The 17,661-nt window shown below is 58.7% G+C and carries 20 protein-coding genes; 9 read left to right on the top strand and 11 right to left on the bottom strand.

The annotated features are described in order from the left end of the window. The 5 genes from groL to AB4Z52_RS24115 form a co-directional block, all read right to left on the bottom strand. Nucleotides 1-1,604 (bottom strand): chaperonin GroEL (gene groL, locus AB4Z52_RS24095; RefSeq protein ID WP_442220427.1); only part of this gene is annotated, 1,604 nt, incomplete at its 3' end. Nucleotides 1,605-1,667: 63 nt separating this feature from the next. Then, a complete protein-coding gene (gene groES, locus AB4Z52_RS24100) occupies nucleotides 1,668-1,964 on the bottom strand; it encodes a co-chaperone GroES (RefSeq protein ID WP_442220428.1) in 297 nt (98 codons plus the stop codon). Nucleotides 1,965-2,294: 330 nt separating this feature from the next. Continuing rightward, nucleotides 2,295-2,591 carry a hypothetical protein gene (locus tag AB4Z52_RS24105; protein ID WP_442220429.1) on the bottom strand — a complete coding sequence of 99 codons (297 nt, stop codon included), beginning with the start codon at nucleotides 2,589-2,591 and terminating at the stop codon, nucleotides 2,295-2,297. Nucleotides 2,592-2,928: 337 nt separating this feature from the next. Further along, a complete protein-coding gene (locus tag AB4Z52_RS24110; protein ID WP_442220430.1) occupies nucleotides 2,929-4,284 on the bottom strand; it encodes a GntP family permease in 1,356 nt (451 codons plus the stop codon). A 58-nt stretch (nucleotides 4,285-4,342) separates the two neighbouring features. Next, nucleotides 4,343-4,906, bottom strand: a complete 564-nt coding sequence (locus AB4Z52_RS24115) for a gluconokinase (RefSeq protein WP_442220504.1) — start codon at nucleotides 4,904-4,906, stop codon at nucleotides 4,343-4,345. 188 nt (nucleotides 4,907-5,094) lie between these two features. Here AB4Z52_RS24115 and AB4Z52_RS24120 point away from each other — a divergent pair, with 188 nt between their 5' ends. Then, nucleotides 5,095-6,111 carry a substrate-binding domain-containing protein gene (locus AB4Z52_RS24120; protein ID WP_442220431.1) on the top strand — a complete coding sequence of 339 codons (1,017 nt, stop codon included), beginning with the start codon at nucleotides 5,095-5,097 and terminating at the stop codon, nucleotides 6,109-6,111. 95 nt (nucleotides 6,112-6,206) lie between these two features. On the opposite strand, the gene AB4Z52_RS24125 is transcribed toward AB4Z52_RS24120, so the two are convergent. Then, nucleotides 6,207-6,329, bottom strand: a complete 123-nt coding sequence (locus AB4Z52_RS24125) for a hypothetical protein (RefSeq protein ID WP_442220432.1) — start codon at nucleotides 6,327-6,329, stop codon at nucleotides 6,207-6,209. A gap of 196 nt (nucleotides 6,330-6,525) precedes the next feature. Between AB4Z52_RS24125 and AB4Z52_RS24130 the strand changes: the two genes are divergently transcribed. From AB4Z52_RS24130 to AB4Z52_RS24145, 4 genes are all read left to right on the top strand, one after another. Continuing rightward, entirely contained in the window at nucleotides 6,526-7,098 is a 573-nt protein-coding gene (locus AB4Z52_RS24130) for a DUF309 domain-containing protein (RefSeq protein WP_442220433.1), read from the top strand. A 118-nt stretch (nucleotides 7,099-7,216) separates the two neighbouring features. Further along, nucleotides 7,217-7,756 carry a hypothetical protein gene (locus AB4Z52_RS24135; RefSeq protein ID WP_442220434.1) on the top strand — a complete coding sequence of 180 codons (540 nt, stop codon included), beginning with the start codon at nucleotides 7,217-7,219 and terminating at the stop codon, nucleotides 7,754-7,756. Nucleotides 7,757-7,878: 122 nt separating this feature from the next. Then, nucleotides 7,879-8,070, top strand: a complete 192-nt coding sequence (locus AB4Z52_RS24140) for a hypothetical protein (RefSeq protein ID WP_442220435.1) — start codon at nucleotides 7,879-7,881, stop codon at nucleotides 8,068-8,070. Nucleotides 8,071-8,544: 474 nt separating this feature from the next. Then, nucleotides 8,545-8,787, top strand: coding sequence for a DUF982 domain-containing protein (locus AB4Z52_RS24145; protein WP_442220436.1), 243 nt, complete (start codon nucleotides 8,545-8,547; stop codon nucleotides 8,785-8,787). Nucleotides 8,788-9,142: 355 nt separating this feature from the next. On the opposite strand, the gene AB4Z52_RS24150 is transcribed toward AB4Z52_RS24145, so the two are convergent. Then, entirely contained in the window at nucleotides 9,143-10,048 is a 906-nt protein-coding gene (locus AB4Z52_RS24150; protein ID WP_442220437.1) for a S1C family serine protease, read from the bottom strand. Between the two features lie 171 nt (nucleotides 10,049-10,219). Here AB4Z52_RS24150 and AB4Z52_RS24155 point away from each other — a divergent pair, with 171 nt between their 5' ends. Further along, nucleotides 10,220-10,414 carry a hypothetical protein gene (locus AB4Z52_RS24155; protein WP_442220438.1) on the top strand — a complete coding sequence of 65 codons (195 nt, stop codon included), beginning with the start codon at nucleotides 10,220-10,222 and terminating at the stop codon, nucleotides 10,412-10,414. On the opposite strand, the gene AB4Z52_RS24160 is transcribed toward AB4Z52_RS24155, so the two are convergent. Continuing rightward, nucleotides 10,406-11,809 (bottom strand): amidase, encoded by a 1,404-nt coding sequence (locus AB4Z52_RS24160; protein WP_442220439.1) that lies wholly within the window; start codon nucleotides 11,807-11,809, stop codon nucleotides 10,406-10,408. The two genes, AB4Z52_RS24155 and AB4Z52_RS24160, sit on opposite strands and share 9 nt — an antisense overlap. A gap of 124 nt (nucleotides 11,810-11,933) precedes the next feature. Here AB4Z52_RS24160 and AB4Z52_RS24165 point away from each other — a divergent pair, with 124 nt between their 5' ends. Then, on the top strand, nucleotides 11,934-12,707 hold the full coding sequence (locus AB4Z52_RS24165) for a LuxR C-terminal-related transcriptional regulator (protein WP_442220440.1): 774 nt from the start codon (nucleotides 11,934-11,936) through the stop codon (nucleotides 12,705-12,707). A gap of 74 nt (nucleotides 12,708-12,781) precedes the next feature. On the opposite strand, the gene AB4Z52_RS24170 is transcribed toward AB4Z52_RS24165, so the two are convergent. Beyond that, nucleotides 12,782-14,113, bottom strand: a complete 1,332-nt coding sequence (locus AB4Z52_RS24170; protein WP_442220441.1) for an APC family permease — start codon at nucleotides 14,111-14,113, stop codon at nucleotides 12,782-12,784. Between the two features lie 195 nt (nucleotides 14,114-14,308). Between AB4Z52_RS24170 and AB4Z52_RS24175 the strand changes: the two genes are divergently transcribed. Further along, nucleotides 14,309-14,635 (top strand): DUF6572 domain-containing protein, encoded by a 327-nt coding sequence (locus AB4Z52_RS24175; RefSeq protein WP_442220442.1) that lies wholly within the window; start codon nucleotides 14,309-14,311, stop codon nucleotides 14,633-14,635. 251 nt (nucleotides 14,636-14,886) lie between these two features. On the opposite strand, the gene otnC is transcribed toward AB4Z52_RS24175, so the two are convergent. Beyond that, nucleotides 14,887-15,546, bottom strand: a complete 660-nt coding sequence (gene otnC / locus AB4Z52_RS24180) for a 3-oxo-tetronate 4-phosphate decarboxylase (protein ID WP_442220443.1) — start codon at nucleotides 15,544-15,546, stop codon at nucleotides 14,887-14,889. Beyond that, nucleotides 15,543-16,559 carry a LacI family DNA-binding transcriptional regulator gene (locus AB4Z52_RS24185; protein WP_442220444.1) on the bottom strand — a complete coding sequence of 339 codons (1,017 nt, stop codon included), beginning with the start codon at nucleotides 16,557-16,559 and terminating at the stop codon, nucleotides 15,543-15,545. The genes otnC and AB4Z52_RS24185 overlap by 4 nt, the downstream gene beginning before the upstream one ends. A 155-nt stretch (nucleotides 16,560-16,714) precedes the next feature. Between AB4Z52_RS24185 and ltnD the strand changes: the two genes are divergently transcribed. Next, a complete protein-coding gene (ltnD, locus tag AB4Z52_RS24190; RefSeq protein WP_442220445.1) occupies nucleotides 16,715-17,659 on the top strand; it encodes an L-threonate dehydrogenase in 945 nt (314 codons plus the stop codon). The last annotated feature ends 2 nt before the right edge of the window (nucleotides 17,660-17,661 follow it).

The raw sequence follows: 17,661 nt of genomic DNA on the forward strand, positions 1-17,661 counted from the left end.
GGCATGCCGCCGCCAGCAGCGTCCTTCTTGGGAACTTCTGCGATCATGGCTTCGGTGGTGACGAGCAGGCCGGCAACCGAGGCCGCATTCTGCAGAGCCGTGCGAACAACCTTGACCGGATCGACGATACCCATGGCGATCATGTCGCCAAATTCGCCGGTCTGGGCGTTGTAGCCGTAGTTGTCGGTGTTGCTTTCAAGGATCTTGCCGACGATGATCGAACCTTCGTCACCGGCATTTTCAGCGATCTGGCGAACCAGCGACTGCAGCGCCTTGCGGACGATGTTGATGCCGGCCGTCTGGTCTTCGTTGGCGCCCTTGATGTTGAGGACGACGGAAGCGCGCAGCAGAGCCGTACCACCACCAGGTACGATACCTTCCTGAACGGCGGCGCGCGTTGCGTTCAGCGCGTCGTCGATACGGTCCTTCTTTTCCTTGACTTCGATCTCAGTCGCACCGCCGACGCGGATGACGGCAACGCCGCCAGCCAGCTTGGCAAGACGTTCCTGCAGCTTTTCCTTGTCGTAGTCGGACGTGGTTTCTTCGATCTGAGCCTTGATCTGGGCAACGCGGCCTTCGATGTCGGACTTCTGGCCCGAACCGTCGACGAGAATGGTGTTCTCTTTCGAAATCGTCACTTTCTTGACGCGGCCAAGCATTTCAACCGTGACGTTTTCGAGCTTGATTCCAACATCCTCGGAAATCACAGTCCCTCCAGTCAGCACGGCGATGTCTTCAAGCATGGCCTTGCGGCGGTCGCCGAAGCCAGGAGCCTTGACGGCAGCGATCTTCAGGCCGCCACGCAGCTTGTTGACGACCAGCGTTGCAAGAGCTTCGCCTTCGACGTCTTCCGAGATGATGAGGAGCGGCTTGCCGGTCTGAACGACGGCTTCGAGAACCGGGAGCATCGCCTGCAGGTTGGAGAGCTTCTTCTCATGGAGAAGGATGTAAGCGTCTTCCAGTTCTGCGACCATCTTTTCCGGGTTGGTCACGAAGTATGGGCTGAGGTAACCGCGGTCGAACTGCATGCCTTCGACGACTTCGAGTTCGGTTTCAGCGGTCTTGGCTTCTTCGACGGTGATGACGCCTTCGTTGCCGACTTTCTGCATGGCTTCGGCGATATAAGCGCCGATTTCTTTTTCGCCGTTTGCAGAGATCGTGCCGACCTGGGCAACTTCTTCAGACGTGCTGATCTTCTTGGCCTTGCCGACGATGTCCTTGACAACCGCTGCGACGGCGAGGTCGATGCCGCGCTTCAGGTCCATCGGGTTCATGCCGGCGGCAACTGCCTTGCCACCTTCGCGAACGATCGCCTGGGCAAGAATCGTTGCAGTCGTGGTGCCGTCGCCGGCAATGTCGTTGGTCTTCGAAGCAACTTCGCGGACCATCTGCGCGCCCATGTTTTCGAACTTGTCTTCAAGTTCGATTTCCTTGGCGACTGTGACGCCGTCCTTGGTGATGCGCGGAGCGCCGTAGGACTTGTCGATGATGACGTTGCGGCCCTTGGGGCCCAGCGTTACCTTGACGGCATCGGCGAGGATGTCGACGCCGTGCAGCATCTTTTCGCGCGCGTCGCGGCCGAATTTTATTTGTTTGGCAGTCATAGGAAGAACTCCCGGGCTCATTGCCCATTGGTAGTCATGAATTGGATGAGGTGTCCGGCTGGATCAGCCGATAACGCCCATGATGTCGGCTTCTTTCATGATGAGAAGGTCTTCGCCGTCGAGTTTGACTTCAGTGCCCGACCACTTGCCGAACAGAATGCGGTCGCCAGCCTTGACATCCAGCGGGATAACCTTGCCGCTGTCGTCGCGAACGCCGGTACCGACACCGACGATTTCGCCTTCCTGCGGCTTTTCCTTGGCAGTATCAGGAATGATGATGCCACCCTTGGTCTTTGCTTCAGCCTCAATACGACGGACGACGACGCGGTCGTGGAGCGGACGGAAATTGGTCTTTGTCATTTTGGGATCCTTTGATGAGATCGTAGCCGACAGGCTGCCCTCATATGCCATCAATAGCACTCTACAGCCTAGAGTGCTAGCAGCATCGTGCGTCGTGCATTTTAAGTTGCGGGCATGAGAAACGGCACACAGGAGGCCATGCAATGTGCGCGAGGCGACGGTTGAAAACCCGCTGCAAGGCGCTCGCGGTCGAATGCACCTGCGGCAAATGCGCCATTGCGTCTCCATAAGTCGGCTAGGACGGCTTCGCCATTGATGCAAGTTCCTCTGTCGCCGCGCGGCCATGCGCGAAGGAGCCCCTGGCACAAGAATTGGCAGATTGGGGGAGCGTCACGTCCCGCCGATCAACTTTTCTACTTGCTTGAGGAGATCGCCAGTCGACATCTGACCACGCTCTCCTAACGGACGGGAAGCACAGGAAGCAGCGACGGCACGGCGGCCGGCATAGCGGTCTTTCAGAAGCTGTTGATATCGGTCGAGCACGTCCGGCATGTCGAGCCATCCATTGATCCACTCCTCAATCAAACCCTTCACCATTGGGTCGTCATCAAAGACAATGCCTGCCGATCGCATTCTGGCAAGGACGGTTTCGGCGGCTGCACGGCGTTGGTCGGGTGATGAAGACATGCGCGGCTCACAGGCTTTCGGAGGACGGAAGAAAGGCATCGCAAGCGGCCGGGTCGGATCCCGTCGCTGCCGATTCCTATAACATGATCGGTTCTGTTTTCGAGCAGCGTCTGTTCCATGCCCATGATTGTCTCCAGCATCGGGATCCAACCTTCGATCAACTTCCGCGAACCGTGATAGGCACAAGCCGGCCAACTCGCTGGGGTTGCAAACAAGCCGACCGCGGCCGCTACCACGGGTGCGCACAGCCAGCGATGTCTAGTGGGAAGGACCAGCCTCTATCATCCGTTGCTCGCGCACCGACGCGGGGAATCAACGCACGTAGAGCCATACCGATCTAAACAACGAGCGACAGCAGCAAGATGAAGCCGAGGCCGACCACCGAGATAATTGTTTCCATAATACTCCAGGTCTTGAAGGTTTCGGCGACCGTCATGTTGAAATACTGCTTTACCAACCAGAAACCAGCATCGTTGACGTGGGAGAAGATCACCGATCCAGCGCCTGTTGCCAGCACAAGCAGTTCGCGGTTGACGCCGGGGACGAGGGATATGACCGGCATGACAATTCCTGCGCCGGTGATTGTCGCAACCGTTGCCGAGCCCGTGGCGACGCGGATGACGGCTGCCACCAGCCAGGCAAGCAGGATCGGCGACACGGATGCCTGAACGGCCATATGGCCAATGACGTCGCCGACGCCGCTGGCAACAAGCATCTGTTTGAAGCCGCCACCAGCACCGACGATGAGCACAATGGAGGCAACCGGCGCAAGGCTGTCGTTCAGCAATTTGATGATCTTGTCGCGTGAGAAGCCGCAATTGGAGCCGAAGGTGTAGAAGCTGATGAGGAGTGCCACGAGCAGGGCGGCAATCGGGTGGCCAATCAGGTCCATCCAGACGCGTACGGCGTTGTGCTCGGCAAGGGCGATATCGGCGAGCGCCTTGAGAAGCATCAGGAACACCGGCATCAGGATCGTGACGAGCGTCACGGTGAAGCTTGGCATTGTGGCTGTGTCCACATCATCGCGCACGAATTGTTCCATCAATTCCGGCGATGCTTCGCCCGGAATTCTTTTAGCGATGAATGAGCCGTAGATTGGCCCGGCGATCACAGCCGTCGGCAGGCCGACGATGAGGCCGTAGAAGATCGTCTTGCCGATATCCGCGCCGAAGACGCTAATGGCCAGAAGCGGGCCAGGGTGGGGCGGCACCAAACCATGAACGACCGAGAGACCGGCGAGAAGGGGAATTCCGACCTTGACGATCGACACTCCCGACCGGCGCGCGACGATGTAGACCAGCGGCACGAGGAGCACGAAGCCGATTTCGAAGAAGAGCGGTAGCCCGACGAGGAAGGCTGCGAGCATCATCGCCCAATGCACCCGTTCCTTGCCGAAGGTGCGGATCAATGTCTGGGCAATCTGGTCTGCGCCGCCCGATTCCGCCATGAGTTTGCCGAGCATGGTGCCAAGCCCGAGCACGATGCCGACAAAGCCAAGGACCCCACCGAAACCGTCCTGAAAGGACTTCATCACTAGTTCTGTCGCCATACCGGAGGTGAGCCCTAAGAATCCGGCGGCGATGGTCAGCGCGATAAATGGGTGTATCTTGAAGCGCGTGATGAGAAGTATGAGGCCGATGATGGTCACACCAGCATCAACCAGAAGATAGGTCTCCCGAGTCAGTCCGAGCATTGAAATTCCTCCGCGAAAAGTTCTGAGTGGGACGGGCCCCTGCGGGTCCCTGTCTGGTTTATGCTTTGAGCGCGCCGGTTTGGGCCTTTGTCGGCGGCATTGGCTTTCTGCCGTCAGCAACTGGTGTCTGCTCCCACCATGCGACCGCGCCCCGGGCGATCTCCGCGATGGGTAAGGTGGCGTCGACGGGATAGACGTTCTCCTCGCCGTGCGGTGGCTCGAGGGTCGCAAACTGGCTATCGACAAGGCTTGCAGGCATGAAATGACCGGGCCGGTGGCTAACGCGCTCGTCCGCCACTTGTCTCGTCATTTCCAGAAAGACGAAGGCAAGGTCGGGCGTCTTGCTGCGCAGAATGTCGCGGTAGCTTTTCTTCAGCGCCGAGCACGCAAGCACCGGCCGCTCGCCGTTCCTGACGGCGTCCTGCAAAATTGTCGCAAGGCGAGCTAGCCAGCCCGCCCGATCCTCATCGGTGAGTGGGTGGCCCGCGCTCATCTTTTTGATATTTTCTTCCGGGTGAAAGGCATCGCCTTCGATCATCGTGCCGTTGACGGCATCCGAAATCGCTTGGCCGACGCTGCTTTTGCCACAGCCTGATACGCCCATCACCACAAGGGCCGGCATCCTACCCACAATATCCTCCTCCGAGATAGCGCTATCTCGTTCTCTTGAAACAAACCGCCGGCAGAAGCCTGGCCGATCCAAGACGCGAAAATCGACGCTGTTTCCTCCCGCAAAGACGCCAAGACGACTTTGAGATAGCGCTATCTTATTAATCATTGTAGGATTTTGCAAGTCGGAGGAGATTCTTAATGAAGGACAGACCGTCGCGCGCCACCGGCCGGCCGACGCTTGCGCAGGTCGCAGCCCGCGCCGGCGTGTCGCAGATTACCGCCTCACGCGCACTGCGCTCAATCGCAACGGTCGACCCGCAACTTGCAACCAGGGTGCATGACGCCGCCAAGGCACTGGCATATGTGACCAACCCGGCAGCGCGGACGCTTGCCTCGGCGCGCAGCCAATCGATCCTTGTGCTTATTCCCGCCTTGTCGAACCATCTGTTTATCGAGACCCTGGAGGCCATCCAAGATGTGCTGCGCCCGCGTGGGTTTGAGGTCTTGATCGGCAACTACCACTACCGCCAGGATGAGGAAGAAGAACTTATTCGCAACTATCTCTCGTTCCAGCCATGCGGCATTCTGCTTACCGGCTTCAATCGAAGCGAGACTGCCGCACGGCTTCTGGCAAATGCCGGGGTGCCTTGCGTCTACATGATGGAACTGCGGCAGGAGGAGGGCATCGTCTGTGTCGGCTTTTCACAAGAAGCGGCTGGGGCCAAGGTTGCCGAGCATCTTCTTTCGCGGGGACGGCGAAAGCTGGCCTTCGTGGGGGCCCAGCTCGATGCCCGCGTTCTCCAGCGTCGCGACGGCTACCAGCAAGCGATCGTCAGGGCTGGTCTTCCGCCGGCGCTCGAAATCATGACGCCGGAACCGTCTTCCGTGGAACTTGGCGGCGATCTCTTCAACCGGCTCTTGATGGAGCATCCCGACACAGACGGGGTCTTCTTTTGCAACGACGATCTTGCTTTCGGGGCATCCTTTGAAGCGCTGCGCAGGGGCGTGGCAATCCCCGAGCAGATTTCGATGGTCGGATTTAACGATCTACCAGGAGCGGGGCAGATGGTTCCGCGCCTGACCTCAGTTCGCACGCCGCGCGCTACCATCGGACAGCACGCCGCCTCAAGCCTTCTCAGCCTCCTCAATGGGAGAACGCCGGAGACCCCGGCTCTGGATCTCGGCTTCGAGCTGGTCGTTAGGGAAAGCAGTTGAACCGAGTCAACTTAGAGATCGACGAATTCCGTTTGTGACGAAACGAAACTGATTATCGCGGTTTGGGACGTCAACGCCTCAGACCGCCACCGGCGTTAGACCTGAGTCAGCAAGCGCTCGGTCACCATGATGCCGCCAGTGCGGGCGGCGCGTCCGCCTTGTCCAGCGCGGACCAGCCGACCGTTGTCGATGTCGTCACGGATCATGGGCTCTGGCATATAGCCCCATCCGGTCCCCGCCCTCATCAGCATGTGCTTCGATGTTAGACCGGCGAGCCGCCACGTTTTGCTGCTCGTTTGCGCCGCCAGTGATCTGAAGAATGGCCGCTTTTTCAGTTGAGCAGACAGCTATTTAGAAGTTTCACATCAGACCACAGTCGTTGGCATGATATACTTCCTGATGGCAATTGGTTTGATGTCGCGTCCCCGTTGGCGGCCGGAAAAGATCTTTCCGGCCTACGCGTATCTGCCGGGTAGGCAGCCGCATCCTGTGCGCGACCCCGCCGGACATAGCTACCATCATGTCGATCCTTTGCCGGTCGCGGCTGCAGCGTCGCTTGGCTCAGACATATTCTTCTGGGGTCTCGACCTCTTCAATCACGGCTACTATTGGGAGGCGCATGAGGCTTGGGAGGGTCTCTGGCAGGTAGCCGAGAGAGGCGGTCCATTGCGGATGCTGTTTAAGGGTTTGATCCTGTTGTCGGCAGCCGGGGTGAAGATCCGCGAAGGCAAGCATGTCGCAGCTATGCGCCATGCTGGCCGCGCCGCTGTGCTGCTTCGTCAACTCATGCAAGGGCCGCATCGCGTCTTCGAGCGCGCGCTTGGCATGTCACCTGCGGCGCTTGCTGATTGCGCTGAAGCCGCTGCAAGGCTTCCCGCCACCTTGCAGGCGATAGCGCCAGGAGAGCCTCAGCCCGTGTTCGAATTCGTACTTGGGTCGCGTTCCAGAAGGAGGCCGACTGGTTCGCGGAAAGGACCCCATCTTTAATTTTGTGAACTTTAGCCCGTCCTAGATCGTCCTTCTGATCTGGCCGGAACTATCCGCTCCGCCCACTCGTTTCCTTGGATATCGCAATTATTGGCGAAGCTGCATAAGGAGCATGCGAATGTCAAATGACGTCAAGACGAACGGAAACGAACCGTTCAGAGGAACCAGTAGCATCGCTGTCGGGCATTCTGTGGAAGCTGAGGCTCAATCGCGCGATGCTGCTAAAGAGTCATCGACGTTTGTGGGACGTGGCGAGACGCTCAGCGTTTACGAGTTGGTGCCTATCGCAGCCTTCAATGATCCCAATTGGGATATCGCACCCTCGCGCGGCAAAGTGCTGGTCGCGGCACGGACAACAGGCGATGCGCGTGTGGTGGCAGCCGCCTTTGAAGGCAACTTCATGAAAGTCCCGTCCACGCCAGGCGAGAGTGTTGCGACGATGGGGGCAAGTGCATTCCGAAACGAGAAACTCTATACCGTCATAGAAATCGATAGAGATCGGCGTGATTTAGACCGCGGAGTGATGGAGATCTCTGATCCCGGGGTGATTGCTAGCGAGGCCTTAAGGGCAGATTTTGATGCCCGCCCTCATGGCGGCAGGTCACCCAGCGCCGGTTCGCTGGCACGATGGGACAATGAAGGTGGTGCTAGCTCCTGATTGAAGCAGCACGCCAAAACGGCATCTTTGTCAGATATCTCTTCGGGCGAGTGCGCAGAGCGCGAGTAAGGAATCGGCAAAATCGCGCATCTCTGTGATTTAACCAATGGAGCTATAAGCCGATGTCTAAGAAAATGGTCGAAGCGACCGTTAAGAAGCGCGATAGGCGCGTAGCGGTCGGAATAATGAACACAACGCAAGCACTCGATATGCCTGAAACCGAGGGTATAGAGTTTTCACATCCGGATGAGAAGCCGGGAGAGACCGAGGTGAGACTTACACAGACAGAACTTGCCGAGGTTGTGAAACCCTGAATACGCCCATGAGGTCATTTTGAACCGCCCCCGCGCAAAGGCCAATTCCGCACTGGAGGGCGGCCAACTCCCTGCAGAGCAACGCAATCATGGGTTTCAACCTATATCAGCTTTTACATCGCTGGCCGAAGAGCCCCGTACCCACGCGATGAGTAGGATCGTAGCCCGCCTGACAGGCTTGTTGCCCAAGAGGGCCTCGCGTGATCGTGCCGCGTCGCCTCATCGGACGCCCCCAACCAAACTCCGCTCGTTTCTCGGTCGCAACCATCATGGCCATTGCCGACGCGACGATGACTCCGGCGTCCCATTGGGCTGAGGCGCATGCCGATGGGATATCCCGGAGGAATGCGCCAACTAGGCCTATTGGCGGAAGGAGAGGTGATCGCCCGGTGACAATGCTTTGCGGCTTCGAACAACCGGAACGGTTCGCGCGCAGAATCGTTGAGCGAGATGGCTTCTGCGAGGTTTCGTGTCATGGAAAACCGGAGAACCTTTCGCCCAGTCAGCGTCGAGGTTGGCGGGCGCTACAGGATCGTCACAACGGTCATGGATGTCGGCAAGTTACTGCTGCTGGACGAGTGGCCGGATCATAGGCGCGCGTGGTGGCGAGCGGAAATGGCGGTCCTCGACGCCTTCAACGATGCTGCGGAGCCGGAAGAGGTGCGCAGCGCTTTCCTGGTCGCTGCGGACGAGGCCCACCTGCAATATCTGGCATAAAGGCGGCCAGGCGCGCGGTGATTGGGGGCACACGCGCCTGGCCAATGGTTGCACAAAGCGGTCAACCGCCCCTATAAGTATACATACCGTTACGTAAGTCAACCCGTTGTGAGGAGTAGCTGAAGGTCCGGATCATGAGGTAACGCCAAAAGGCGCAGCCTCTTTTCTTCATCGTCAAGTTTCGTCGTCACGATCTTCTTCACGTCGGTTTCATCTGGATATCGCTGCTGCCTGAAAACGCTACCGGACTAAGATTGAAATACAGGTCACAAATGCTGGTTGAGGCGCTTGCGCGTCCAGACATGCTTGGGGAAAGCAGCGAGACGTGCACGCGCCCAGTCATCGCCCCTTCTCGTCACTGCATACGAGGCTTCTTGAGGTAGCTTCCCCGGTCGGCTGACTTGACACGCAGCCAGGCCTCACGTCCGTTGCGCAGAATTCTCATCGGGAACTCGGTGCCGGCGGGCCCACTTCCCCAGAGCTTGCGATAAAAGTCGGCGAGACCCGCGATCTGCCCATCTCCTATCTCGGAAATGACGTCGCCTTGGCGTAGGCCGGCCAGAGCTCCGGGGCTTCCTTCGGCCACGTTCATCACCACGACCTGGCCATTGCTTTCCGCGGAGAAAACGCCAAGCCAGGGTCGGGGCGGATGGCTGATCTGGCCGCGATTCAGCAGATCATCAAGAATCGGCCGCAACAGGTTGATTGGCACGATCATATTGATGTCGGTTCTCGCCCCGCCTTGGCTCAATTCCATGCGAAGCGAGCCGATGCCGAGAAGCTTGCCATCCGGGCTGATGAGGGCGGCGCCTCCCCAGGACGGGTGGGCAGGCGAGATGAAAATCGCCTCGTCCAGCAAGTACTCCCAATAGCCGGCGAATTGCTGCTTGGCGACGATATTCGCTTCGACGTACTGACCCATTCCATCAGCAAGCACGACCGGATCGCCGACCTTCGCCTCGTCCGCATTGCCCAAATCCACGGCTGGACATCCAAGCTGACCAAGTGCCTGCACAAGTCCGAAGCCTGTTTCCTGGTCGTAGGCAAGCGCGTGACCAGGGACCACTTTTCCGTCACTGCTGGTCAGCCAGACTTCCTCTGCCTCCGTAATCAGGTAACCGATTGTCAGCACCAGTCCGTTGGTCCTTATGACCACGCCGCTGCCTTCCCTCCGGATGCCCAGCGCCGTTGCCGTGAAGGCGTCTTCGGGAATGGAAGACCGCACTGCCACCATTGACTGAAAGATCGTATCGATATTCATGAATTGATCCCTGTAGACTCCGCTGCCTCGCCACTTATGGATGCGCAGCGCCATACACAAGAGCGCGCCGGCAGAATTCTCTGTGGCGTTTTGGGCAAAACGTCGAGCGACGATCATTCGCGTAGATCAACGGAACCGCGGTGGCTTGTGCGGTGCGTTGGCACTGATCTCATGCAAAGGAGCGTGTTTGCCAAGGAGCCTGACCAACTTCCGTTCTTCGTGCGCATCGAGACCCATCTTCTTGCAATGATCCGCGACATCAAGGTTTCGGGAACCTGGCTCGCGGACCTGTCTGTTATTGGCATGTTCCATCAGCGTTTCCTCCTTTGGGAGGAAACGCCGCAGCATGCCTATGGTTCAGATTAGCGCCTCCAACGCAGCGGCGATGGCCAGAACATCTTCGTCGGCATAACGCTTGCCGACGATCTGCAATCCGACCGGCAAACCTTCGTCCGAAAGTCCGACCGGTAAAGACAAGGCTGGGCATTGTGGCAGCATGTTGAAAGGACAGGTCATATCCAATCCCTTGAAAAGGCCATCCGGCAGTGTCTCCACGTAGTCGTCGTCCGTCTCGTGGACAGGCGGCGCGGTGATTGCGTTGGTCGGGCAAAGGAAAGCGTCGTAGCGCCTGAACAGCGACGCCATATCGCGCCACATGTCGGTGCGAAGTAGCTCCACCCGTTTGTAAGTGGTCGCGTTCATCGCCAGGCCCCGCTCGATCATCGAAACCACGGAATGATCCATGTGATGGCGGCTCTCTGGAAGCAGGTTGCCGAAAAACGCTGACATGAAGACGCACCAGAGATCAAACCATTCGTCGTTTACCGCACGGGTCCAATTCATTGGCACTTCATCGACGATGGCCCCCGCCTCCCGGAGCACCGCGACGGCTTGTCGGATAACAGCCTCCACCTGCGGCTGTACCTGATAGTAGCCAAGATCCAGGGAGAAGGCGAAACGAAGCCCTGCCAGACCGTTCCTGCTAGCCCTTTGCCCATCAAACCCAATGGGCAAAGATGAGATGTCCTCGTCGCTGGGCCCGGCCGTGGCCGCCATAAATGAAGTCGCGTCGCCGACGGTGCGTGCCAACGGACCAAAATGCGAGATGTTGTCAAAGACACTCGGCAGGATCGTCATGGGAATGCGGCCGAGACTGGGCTTCAGCCCGACAATGCCGCAAAAGGCGGCGGGGATGCGTACGGAGCCTCCCATGTCAGAGCCTTCCGCAAAGGGTACGACGCCAGTGGCAACCGCAACAGCCGACCCCCCAGACGAACCACCCGCTGTTCGTTCCGAATTCCAGGGATTGCGGGTGATACCCCAGCGCGGACTGTTGGTGAAGCTCGAATAGGCGAATTCCGGCGTCGTCGTCTTGCCCACTAAGATCGCGCCAGCATCTTGTAGTCGCCGAACGCATAGCGCGGTTTCAAACGGTACCCAGTCCGCCTTTGTCCACGAGCCCATTGTGGTGACGTCTCCGCTGGTGGGGGTCAAATCCTTGGCTGCGAACGGCACGCCATGCAAAGGGCCGGTTCCCTCTCCCCTCTGCACGGTCGCATCTGCTTTGCGAGCAGCTTCGAGCGCTTCTTCTTCGCGGATGATCGTGAACGGGTTCAGCGTCGCTTGGACGACCCTCGCGCGGCGGATCGACTCGGCGACCACATCCTCGCACCGAAATGCGCCTGAGCGTATGCCACCGGCAATATCGGTGGCAGGCAGGTCGAGCGGATGCTTGATGAAGGCTTCGGTCATGTATGGCATATTGATGTGCTCAGGCCTCTGTTGGGGTGAGGATGGTGGGCTTGGGGATGGAAAGACCGTCCGGATTGTGAAACTCTGCCTCTGTTGCGGGAATGCTCACACCGTTTGGAAGGTCTGATTTTCGATGAAATCCGCCGGCAAGGGAAACGCAGGCTTTCCCGCCTTCGAAGCCTGGAATGCAGCCCTCGGACAGGCAGCCGGCGTGGTGGGTTCGCGGTCCTTTTCCGACGCGTTGGCGACGGTGTTGCACTTGCTTGCGCCGTTCCAGATGATGAACGGCTTTCACTATTCGACAGATGGACGGGCTTTCGATCTCTACAACGAGAAGATTGTCGCTGAGCGCGGTGTGATCGTCGATCACTACCTTGCAGGAGCTTATCTGCTTGACCCATTCTACGATGCCGTTCGCAATGGCGGCTGCGATCGGCTGATCGTCATGCGTCAGCTTGCGCCCGACGATTTCATGCAAAGTGAATATTATCGGCTCCACTATGCCTCGACGCAAATTCTCGACGAGATCGGCTTCGTGCTGAGGCTTGAAGGCGGCAGCGTCGGCGTCTTGTCGTTGTCTCGGGTCGGAACGACGTTGTTCTCGGTTGAGGAACTTGCTGGCCTCAAGGCTGCAGCCCCTGTCGTCTGCGCCCTCGGTGAGCGCCATTGGGGCAGCGCCCCAAGACTGTCTCTTCACAACAAGACCGCCCCGGCGACGATCGAGCATCCATTGTTGACCAAGAGGGAACTGGAGATCGTGACCTTGATTCTGAAGGGACATTCGAACCTGTCGGTTGCGGCGGTTCTGACCCTGTCGCCGAACACGGTGAAGGTTCATCGCCGTCAAATCTACGCCAAGCTCGTCATCTCCAGCCAGGCGGAGCTTTTCCGCATTTTCATGGCCTGACATCCAAGGCCTCCTTGCTGATCATACAGATAATTCGGCCCGCATTTCAGCGGGCCGGGGATCGCATTCGCAATCTACTCGGCGAAGTCCATCTCAGGCGGCGCTGTCTGGAAAAACCGCGTCAGATAGCCGAGATAGACGATGCCGACTGCGAGCCACACGACGCCGAGGATCTTGGCGTTGTTGTCTAGATTGGCAAGCAGCATGAGGTCGCAAAGCGCTGCTAGTACCGGCACGATGATGCCTATGATGATACCGAGCGGACGTACAGCCGGATCGCGCTTCAGGTAAAGGGCAATGACGGAGACGTTGACTGCAGTGAAGGCGAGGAAGGCACCGAAGTTGATGAAGGAAGTCGATGTCGTGACGTCCATGAACAAGGCGAGAAGGCCAACAATCCCGACGAGGGCGAGGTTCAGCACCGGAGTATGCCACTTCGGATGCAGACTTCCGAAGAAGGACGTCGACAGCACTCCGTCGCGACCCATGGCGTAGAGCAAGCGACCGACGCTTGCCTGCGCTGCAAGGCCCGAGGTGAACTGTGCAACGACCAGGGTGGCAAGGAAGATCGTAACGAAGAGATCCCCGCCGATGGACTTGGCGATTTCATTGGCGGCCGCGTCGACCGAAACAAAGTCGGCACCGGGATGTGCGAGCTGCGTGACATAGGCCGACACAATAAAGATCAAGCCACCGGCAAGCGCGGTGATGAGGATGGCGCGCGGCATGGTCCGTTTAGCGTCTTTCGTCTCTTCCGTCAGCGTCGAGACGGCATCGAAACCGAGGAAGGAATAAGCGGCGATCGCGGCTCCGGCGACGGAGGCCGAGAAAGGCACGCCTGTCTTGAAGAATGGTGTTGCGGAGATGAGACCGCCCGGACCGTTCGAAGCCATGACATAGCGGGCTGCCAAAAAGACGAAGGCGACGAGGACCGCGAGCTGCACCAGCATCAGGATGAAGTTGACGCGATTGGCAAAGGCGATGCCGACGACGTTGACGATGGTCGTGAGCCCGATGAAGCCGACGATCCAAACCCAGCCTGGGATCGCGGGGAAGGCCGATTGAAGATAGGCAGCGCCAATCAGCCAGATGACCATCGGCAGGAAGAAGTAATCGAGCAGCACCGCCCAACCGACGAGGAAGCCGATGCTAGGGTTGATCGAGCGGCGGGCGTAGGTATAGGCGGAGCCTGCGACCGGATAGACCCGTGCCATGACGCCGTAGCTGATGGCGGTGAGAAGGATGGCCCCTGCTGCGACGAGATAAGCCATTGCGGTCGTGCCCTGGCTTGCTGCAGCAAGTGCGCCGAAGGTACCAAAGACGATCATCGGGGTCATATAAGCGAGGCCGAAGAGCACGACGGACCAAAGTCCGAGCGTACGGTCAAGTTTGATGTGCTGGTTCATTTTTCCGCTCCAGGAAGGTTTTATTTGAAACGCTTATGTCCGGAGAGGCTTCCGCAGCACCAATTCAGGCCGTACCACGCAAGGTCCCCGCTTGCATTTTTCTTGATGACAAAACCATGACGCAGTGGAGGGGGATCGAATATAACACCAAGAGGTTATGACGACCGCATCATTTCCATTCCCAGAGCCGGCGGATTGCCCACGGTCGAGCGAGAGCATCTTGTACATTTACAGGACAAATTGAATGCATATCTGCGCATTATTGAAAGCGGGGAGTTAAAGGAGAGGCTTCTTGAATCCGTTGGGCGGGAGGTAGCGATAGATTCAGTCAGCAAGTTTCCTTTGAACGAAAAGGCAACCGCCTTCTTCAAAAAGCTGAAACATCGATTTCCACTGACGGCTTCCGACTACAGTACAAGCTCGACAATTCGGATTGCTTCCTCGCAAAGCCTGGAACACACCGTCTGCGCTAGCCGATATCCCTGCATATCCGAAATCCGCCAGCGCTGTCGTTTCCTGTAGCACCACGCCAGGATCGTGGAGACGGACACACCGACAGCTCCACCGATCGATACGACGAGCCATCTACATGTGATCTATGCTAATTCGTCATAAATCACATGTGAAATCCTCGTTTGAGGATATCCTCGGCTGCTGCGTATTCTGGGTGAGGCAAATTGCGCCTTTCAACCACTTGGCTGGCGAAAACATGCAGGAAACGGAGAATGGTGAACTAGATCGGGAGGTGGCAACCACGGCGAGGCAGGGCTCGATCAATGATTGTGATCAGGTTCGAAATTGATCGGAAAATGCTGTTTGAGCTCCTCAACCTGGGCCGGCGAAAGATATCTCGGGTTTGTCCCTCTAAGGAGGAGGTACAGCTTTGCTGTTTCCTCAAGCTCCTCGGTCGCGAAGACGGCTCCCTCAAGATCTCTCCCTGTTACGACGGGACCATGATTGGCAAGGAGAACGGATGTGTAGCGCCCCGCCAGTCCTCTGATCGCGTCGGCGACAGCAGGGTCTCCGGGACGATAGTAGGGCACCAACGCCGTCTGTCCGGCGCGCATGAGGTAATAGGGCGTCATTGCCGGCAGGGCGGCGCGCGGATCGATTTCCGGTAGCATGGTGAGCGCCACGGAATGGGTCGAATGCAGATGGACGACAGCCTGGGATTCCGGAACAGTGTCGTAAAGCGCCGAATGCAGCGGGATTTCCTTGGTGGGCTTATCGCCCGATACCAGGCTGCCGCGCGCATCCAGCCGGGAAATCCTGGCGGGATCAAGAAACCCTAAAGATGCATTGGTCGGCGTTACCAGCCAGCCGCCGTCGGGCATCCGCACGGAGATATTGCCCGACGAGCCCGGTGTCAGGCCGCGGTCGAAAAGGGACTTTCCGTAAAGGCAGATTTGTTCGCGCAGCTTTGTTTCGGTCATGGGCTTGAACTCCTTTTGGTGGTTTGACCGGTCACGATCTGGAAACCCAAATCGACGATTTTCTCTTCACCTGCCTCGATTGCCAGTTGCGCGGCCAGTCTGCCGATCTCAACGCGCGGTGTCTGGATGGTCGACAGCCGCGTTGGGAGGTGTGCGCCGATGTCGAGACCGTTGTGACCGAAGATGCCCAACTGTTCCGGAATCCGGATACCCTGGCTCAGGCAGTGAAAATATCCGCCAATCGCCATGTCGTCGTTGGAGAAATAGACGGCATCCAGATCGGGTCTGCGGCCAAGCAGCGCGGCAAGGCCGTTTCGGCCATTCTCCACCGAAGACCGGCCACCGGTCATCTCCCGGTCCGCCAGTTGTAGACCGCAGGCCTGAAGGTGAGCGTAGAAGCCTTCGAGACGTTTGCCTGCGCGTTTGTCAGCCGCAAGGTCATGGCCGACATAACCGATCGTCCTGTAGCCGCAGCCCTGCAGATAGTCGGCGGCGGCAACGCCTGCCTCCCTGTTTGAAAAGCCGACAACAGTGCCGATGGGATCCGACCCGACATCCAGCATTTCGACAACCCGGCAACCGGACGACTTCAGCATCTTGCGACTTTCGTCGGAATGTTCGAGCCCCGAAAGCAGGACAGCGGCCGGTCGATATTCCAGAAACGAAGCGATCAGTGCCTGTTCCTTCAAGGGGTCGTAGTCCGAGACGCCGAACACGCCCTGATATTTCGCCGCATCGAGCACCTCCCCTGCGCCGCGCAGGAGATCGGCGAACACAATGTTCGTCAGGGACGGGACGACGATAGCAACCAGCCGGGATCCGGACGATGCCAGCGAACCCGCGATCCGGTTCGGCACGTAGCCGAGTTCTGCGGCAGCCTTCAGAACCTTGTCGCGGCTGCGGTGCGAGAAGGATCCTTCGTTGCGCAGCACGCGCGAGACGGTGCTTTCGCCGACACCCGCCGCCGCCGCCACCGCCGAAATCGTCATGCCGGATATCTTCTCGTTGGTCATGGAGGAGTTGCCCTTCTATCGAAACCCGGTTTGACACAAGGCTCGAAGTGCGGCAAGATTTTTTTGGCAGCGCTGCCAAAAATTCTTGATCATTGTAGATCATCAGCATATTGAACAGGTATGCGAACCAATGCCGGAGCCGGCTGGAGGAAGAATTGACTGGAGAATATCAATCCGCAAAGCCCGTTGCTGCGGTAGTCGGACTGGGTTCCATGGGCATGGGCATGGCGATCTCCCTGCTGCGTCGCGGCTGGGATATTGCGGGCTGCGATGTATCGGCCGACGCCGTCGCACGGCTCGCAGAGGCCGGTGGCCGGCCGGTACGGACACCCGCGGAAGCCTCGAAAGGCGCAGATGTTGTTCTCTGCGTGGTCGTGAACGCCGCGCAGACCGAAGCGGTTCTGTTTGGTGACGGCGGCGCGTTCGAAACGATGGCGCCGCGGTCCGTTTTTGTGTCCTGCGCCACCATGGCGCCGATCGACGCGAAGCGCCTTGCGGCGCGGCTGGGGGAGAAAGACGTCTTCTATCTGGATGCGCCGATCTCGGGCGGTGCGGCAAAGGCTGCGGACGGCAACCTGACTGTGATGGCATCCGGCGCGCCGCCGGCGTTCGAAAGAGCCGGGGCTCTGCTCGAAGCGATTGCCGGCAAGGTCTACAGGCTGGGTGACGCCGTGGGCGTCGGCGCCTCGGTCAAGATGATCAACCAGCATCTGGCAGGTATTCACATCGCCGCCGCTTGCGAAGCCGTCACGCTTGCCTGCAAGCTTGGCCTCGACCTGCCGACCGTCTACGAGGTGATCACCGCCTCGGCCGGCAATTCCTGGATGTTTGAAAACCGCGTTCCGCACATTCTCCAGGGGGACTACACCCCGTTGAGTTCTGTCGAAATCTTCGTCAAGGACCTCGGCATTCTCCAGGATATGGCCAGGGTAGAGCGTTATCCCACGCCGATCGCGGCGGCAGCCCTTCAGATGTATCTGGCCACGTCCGGAGCTGGCATGGGCCGCGACGACGATGCGTCCGTCGCGCGCACCTACGCGGCGCTCTCCGGAGCGGTTCTGCCCTCGGTCACTGCGCCGAACAGCACGAAGGCCGGTTGATG

The organism is Rhizobium sp. 2YAF20, assembly GCF_052114685.1.
GTDB lineage: Bacteria > Pseudomonadota > Alphaproteobacteria > Rhizobiales > Rhizobiaceae > Rhizobium.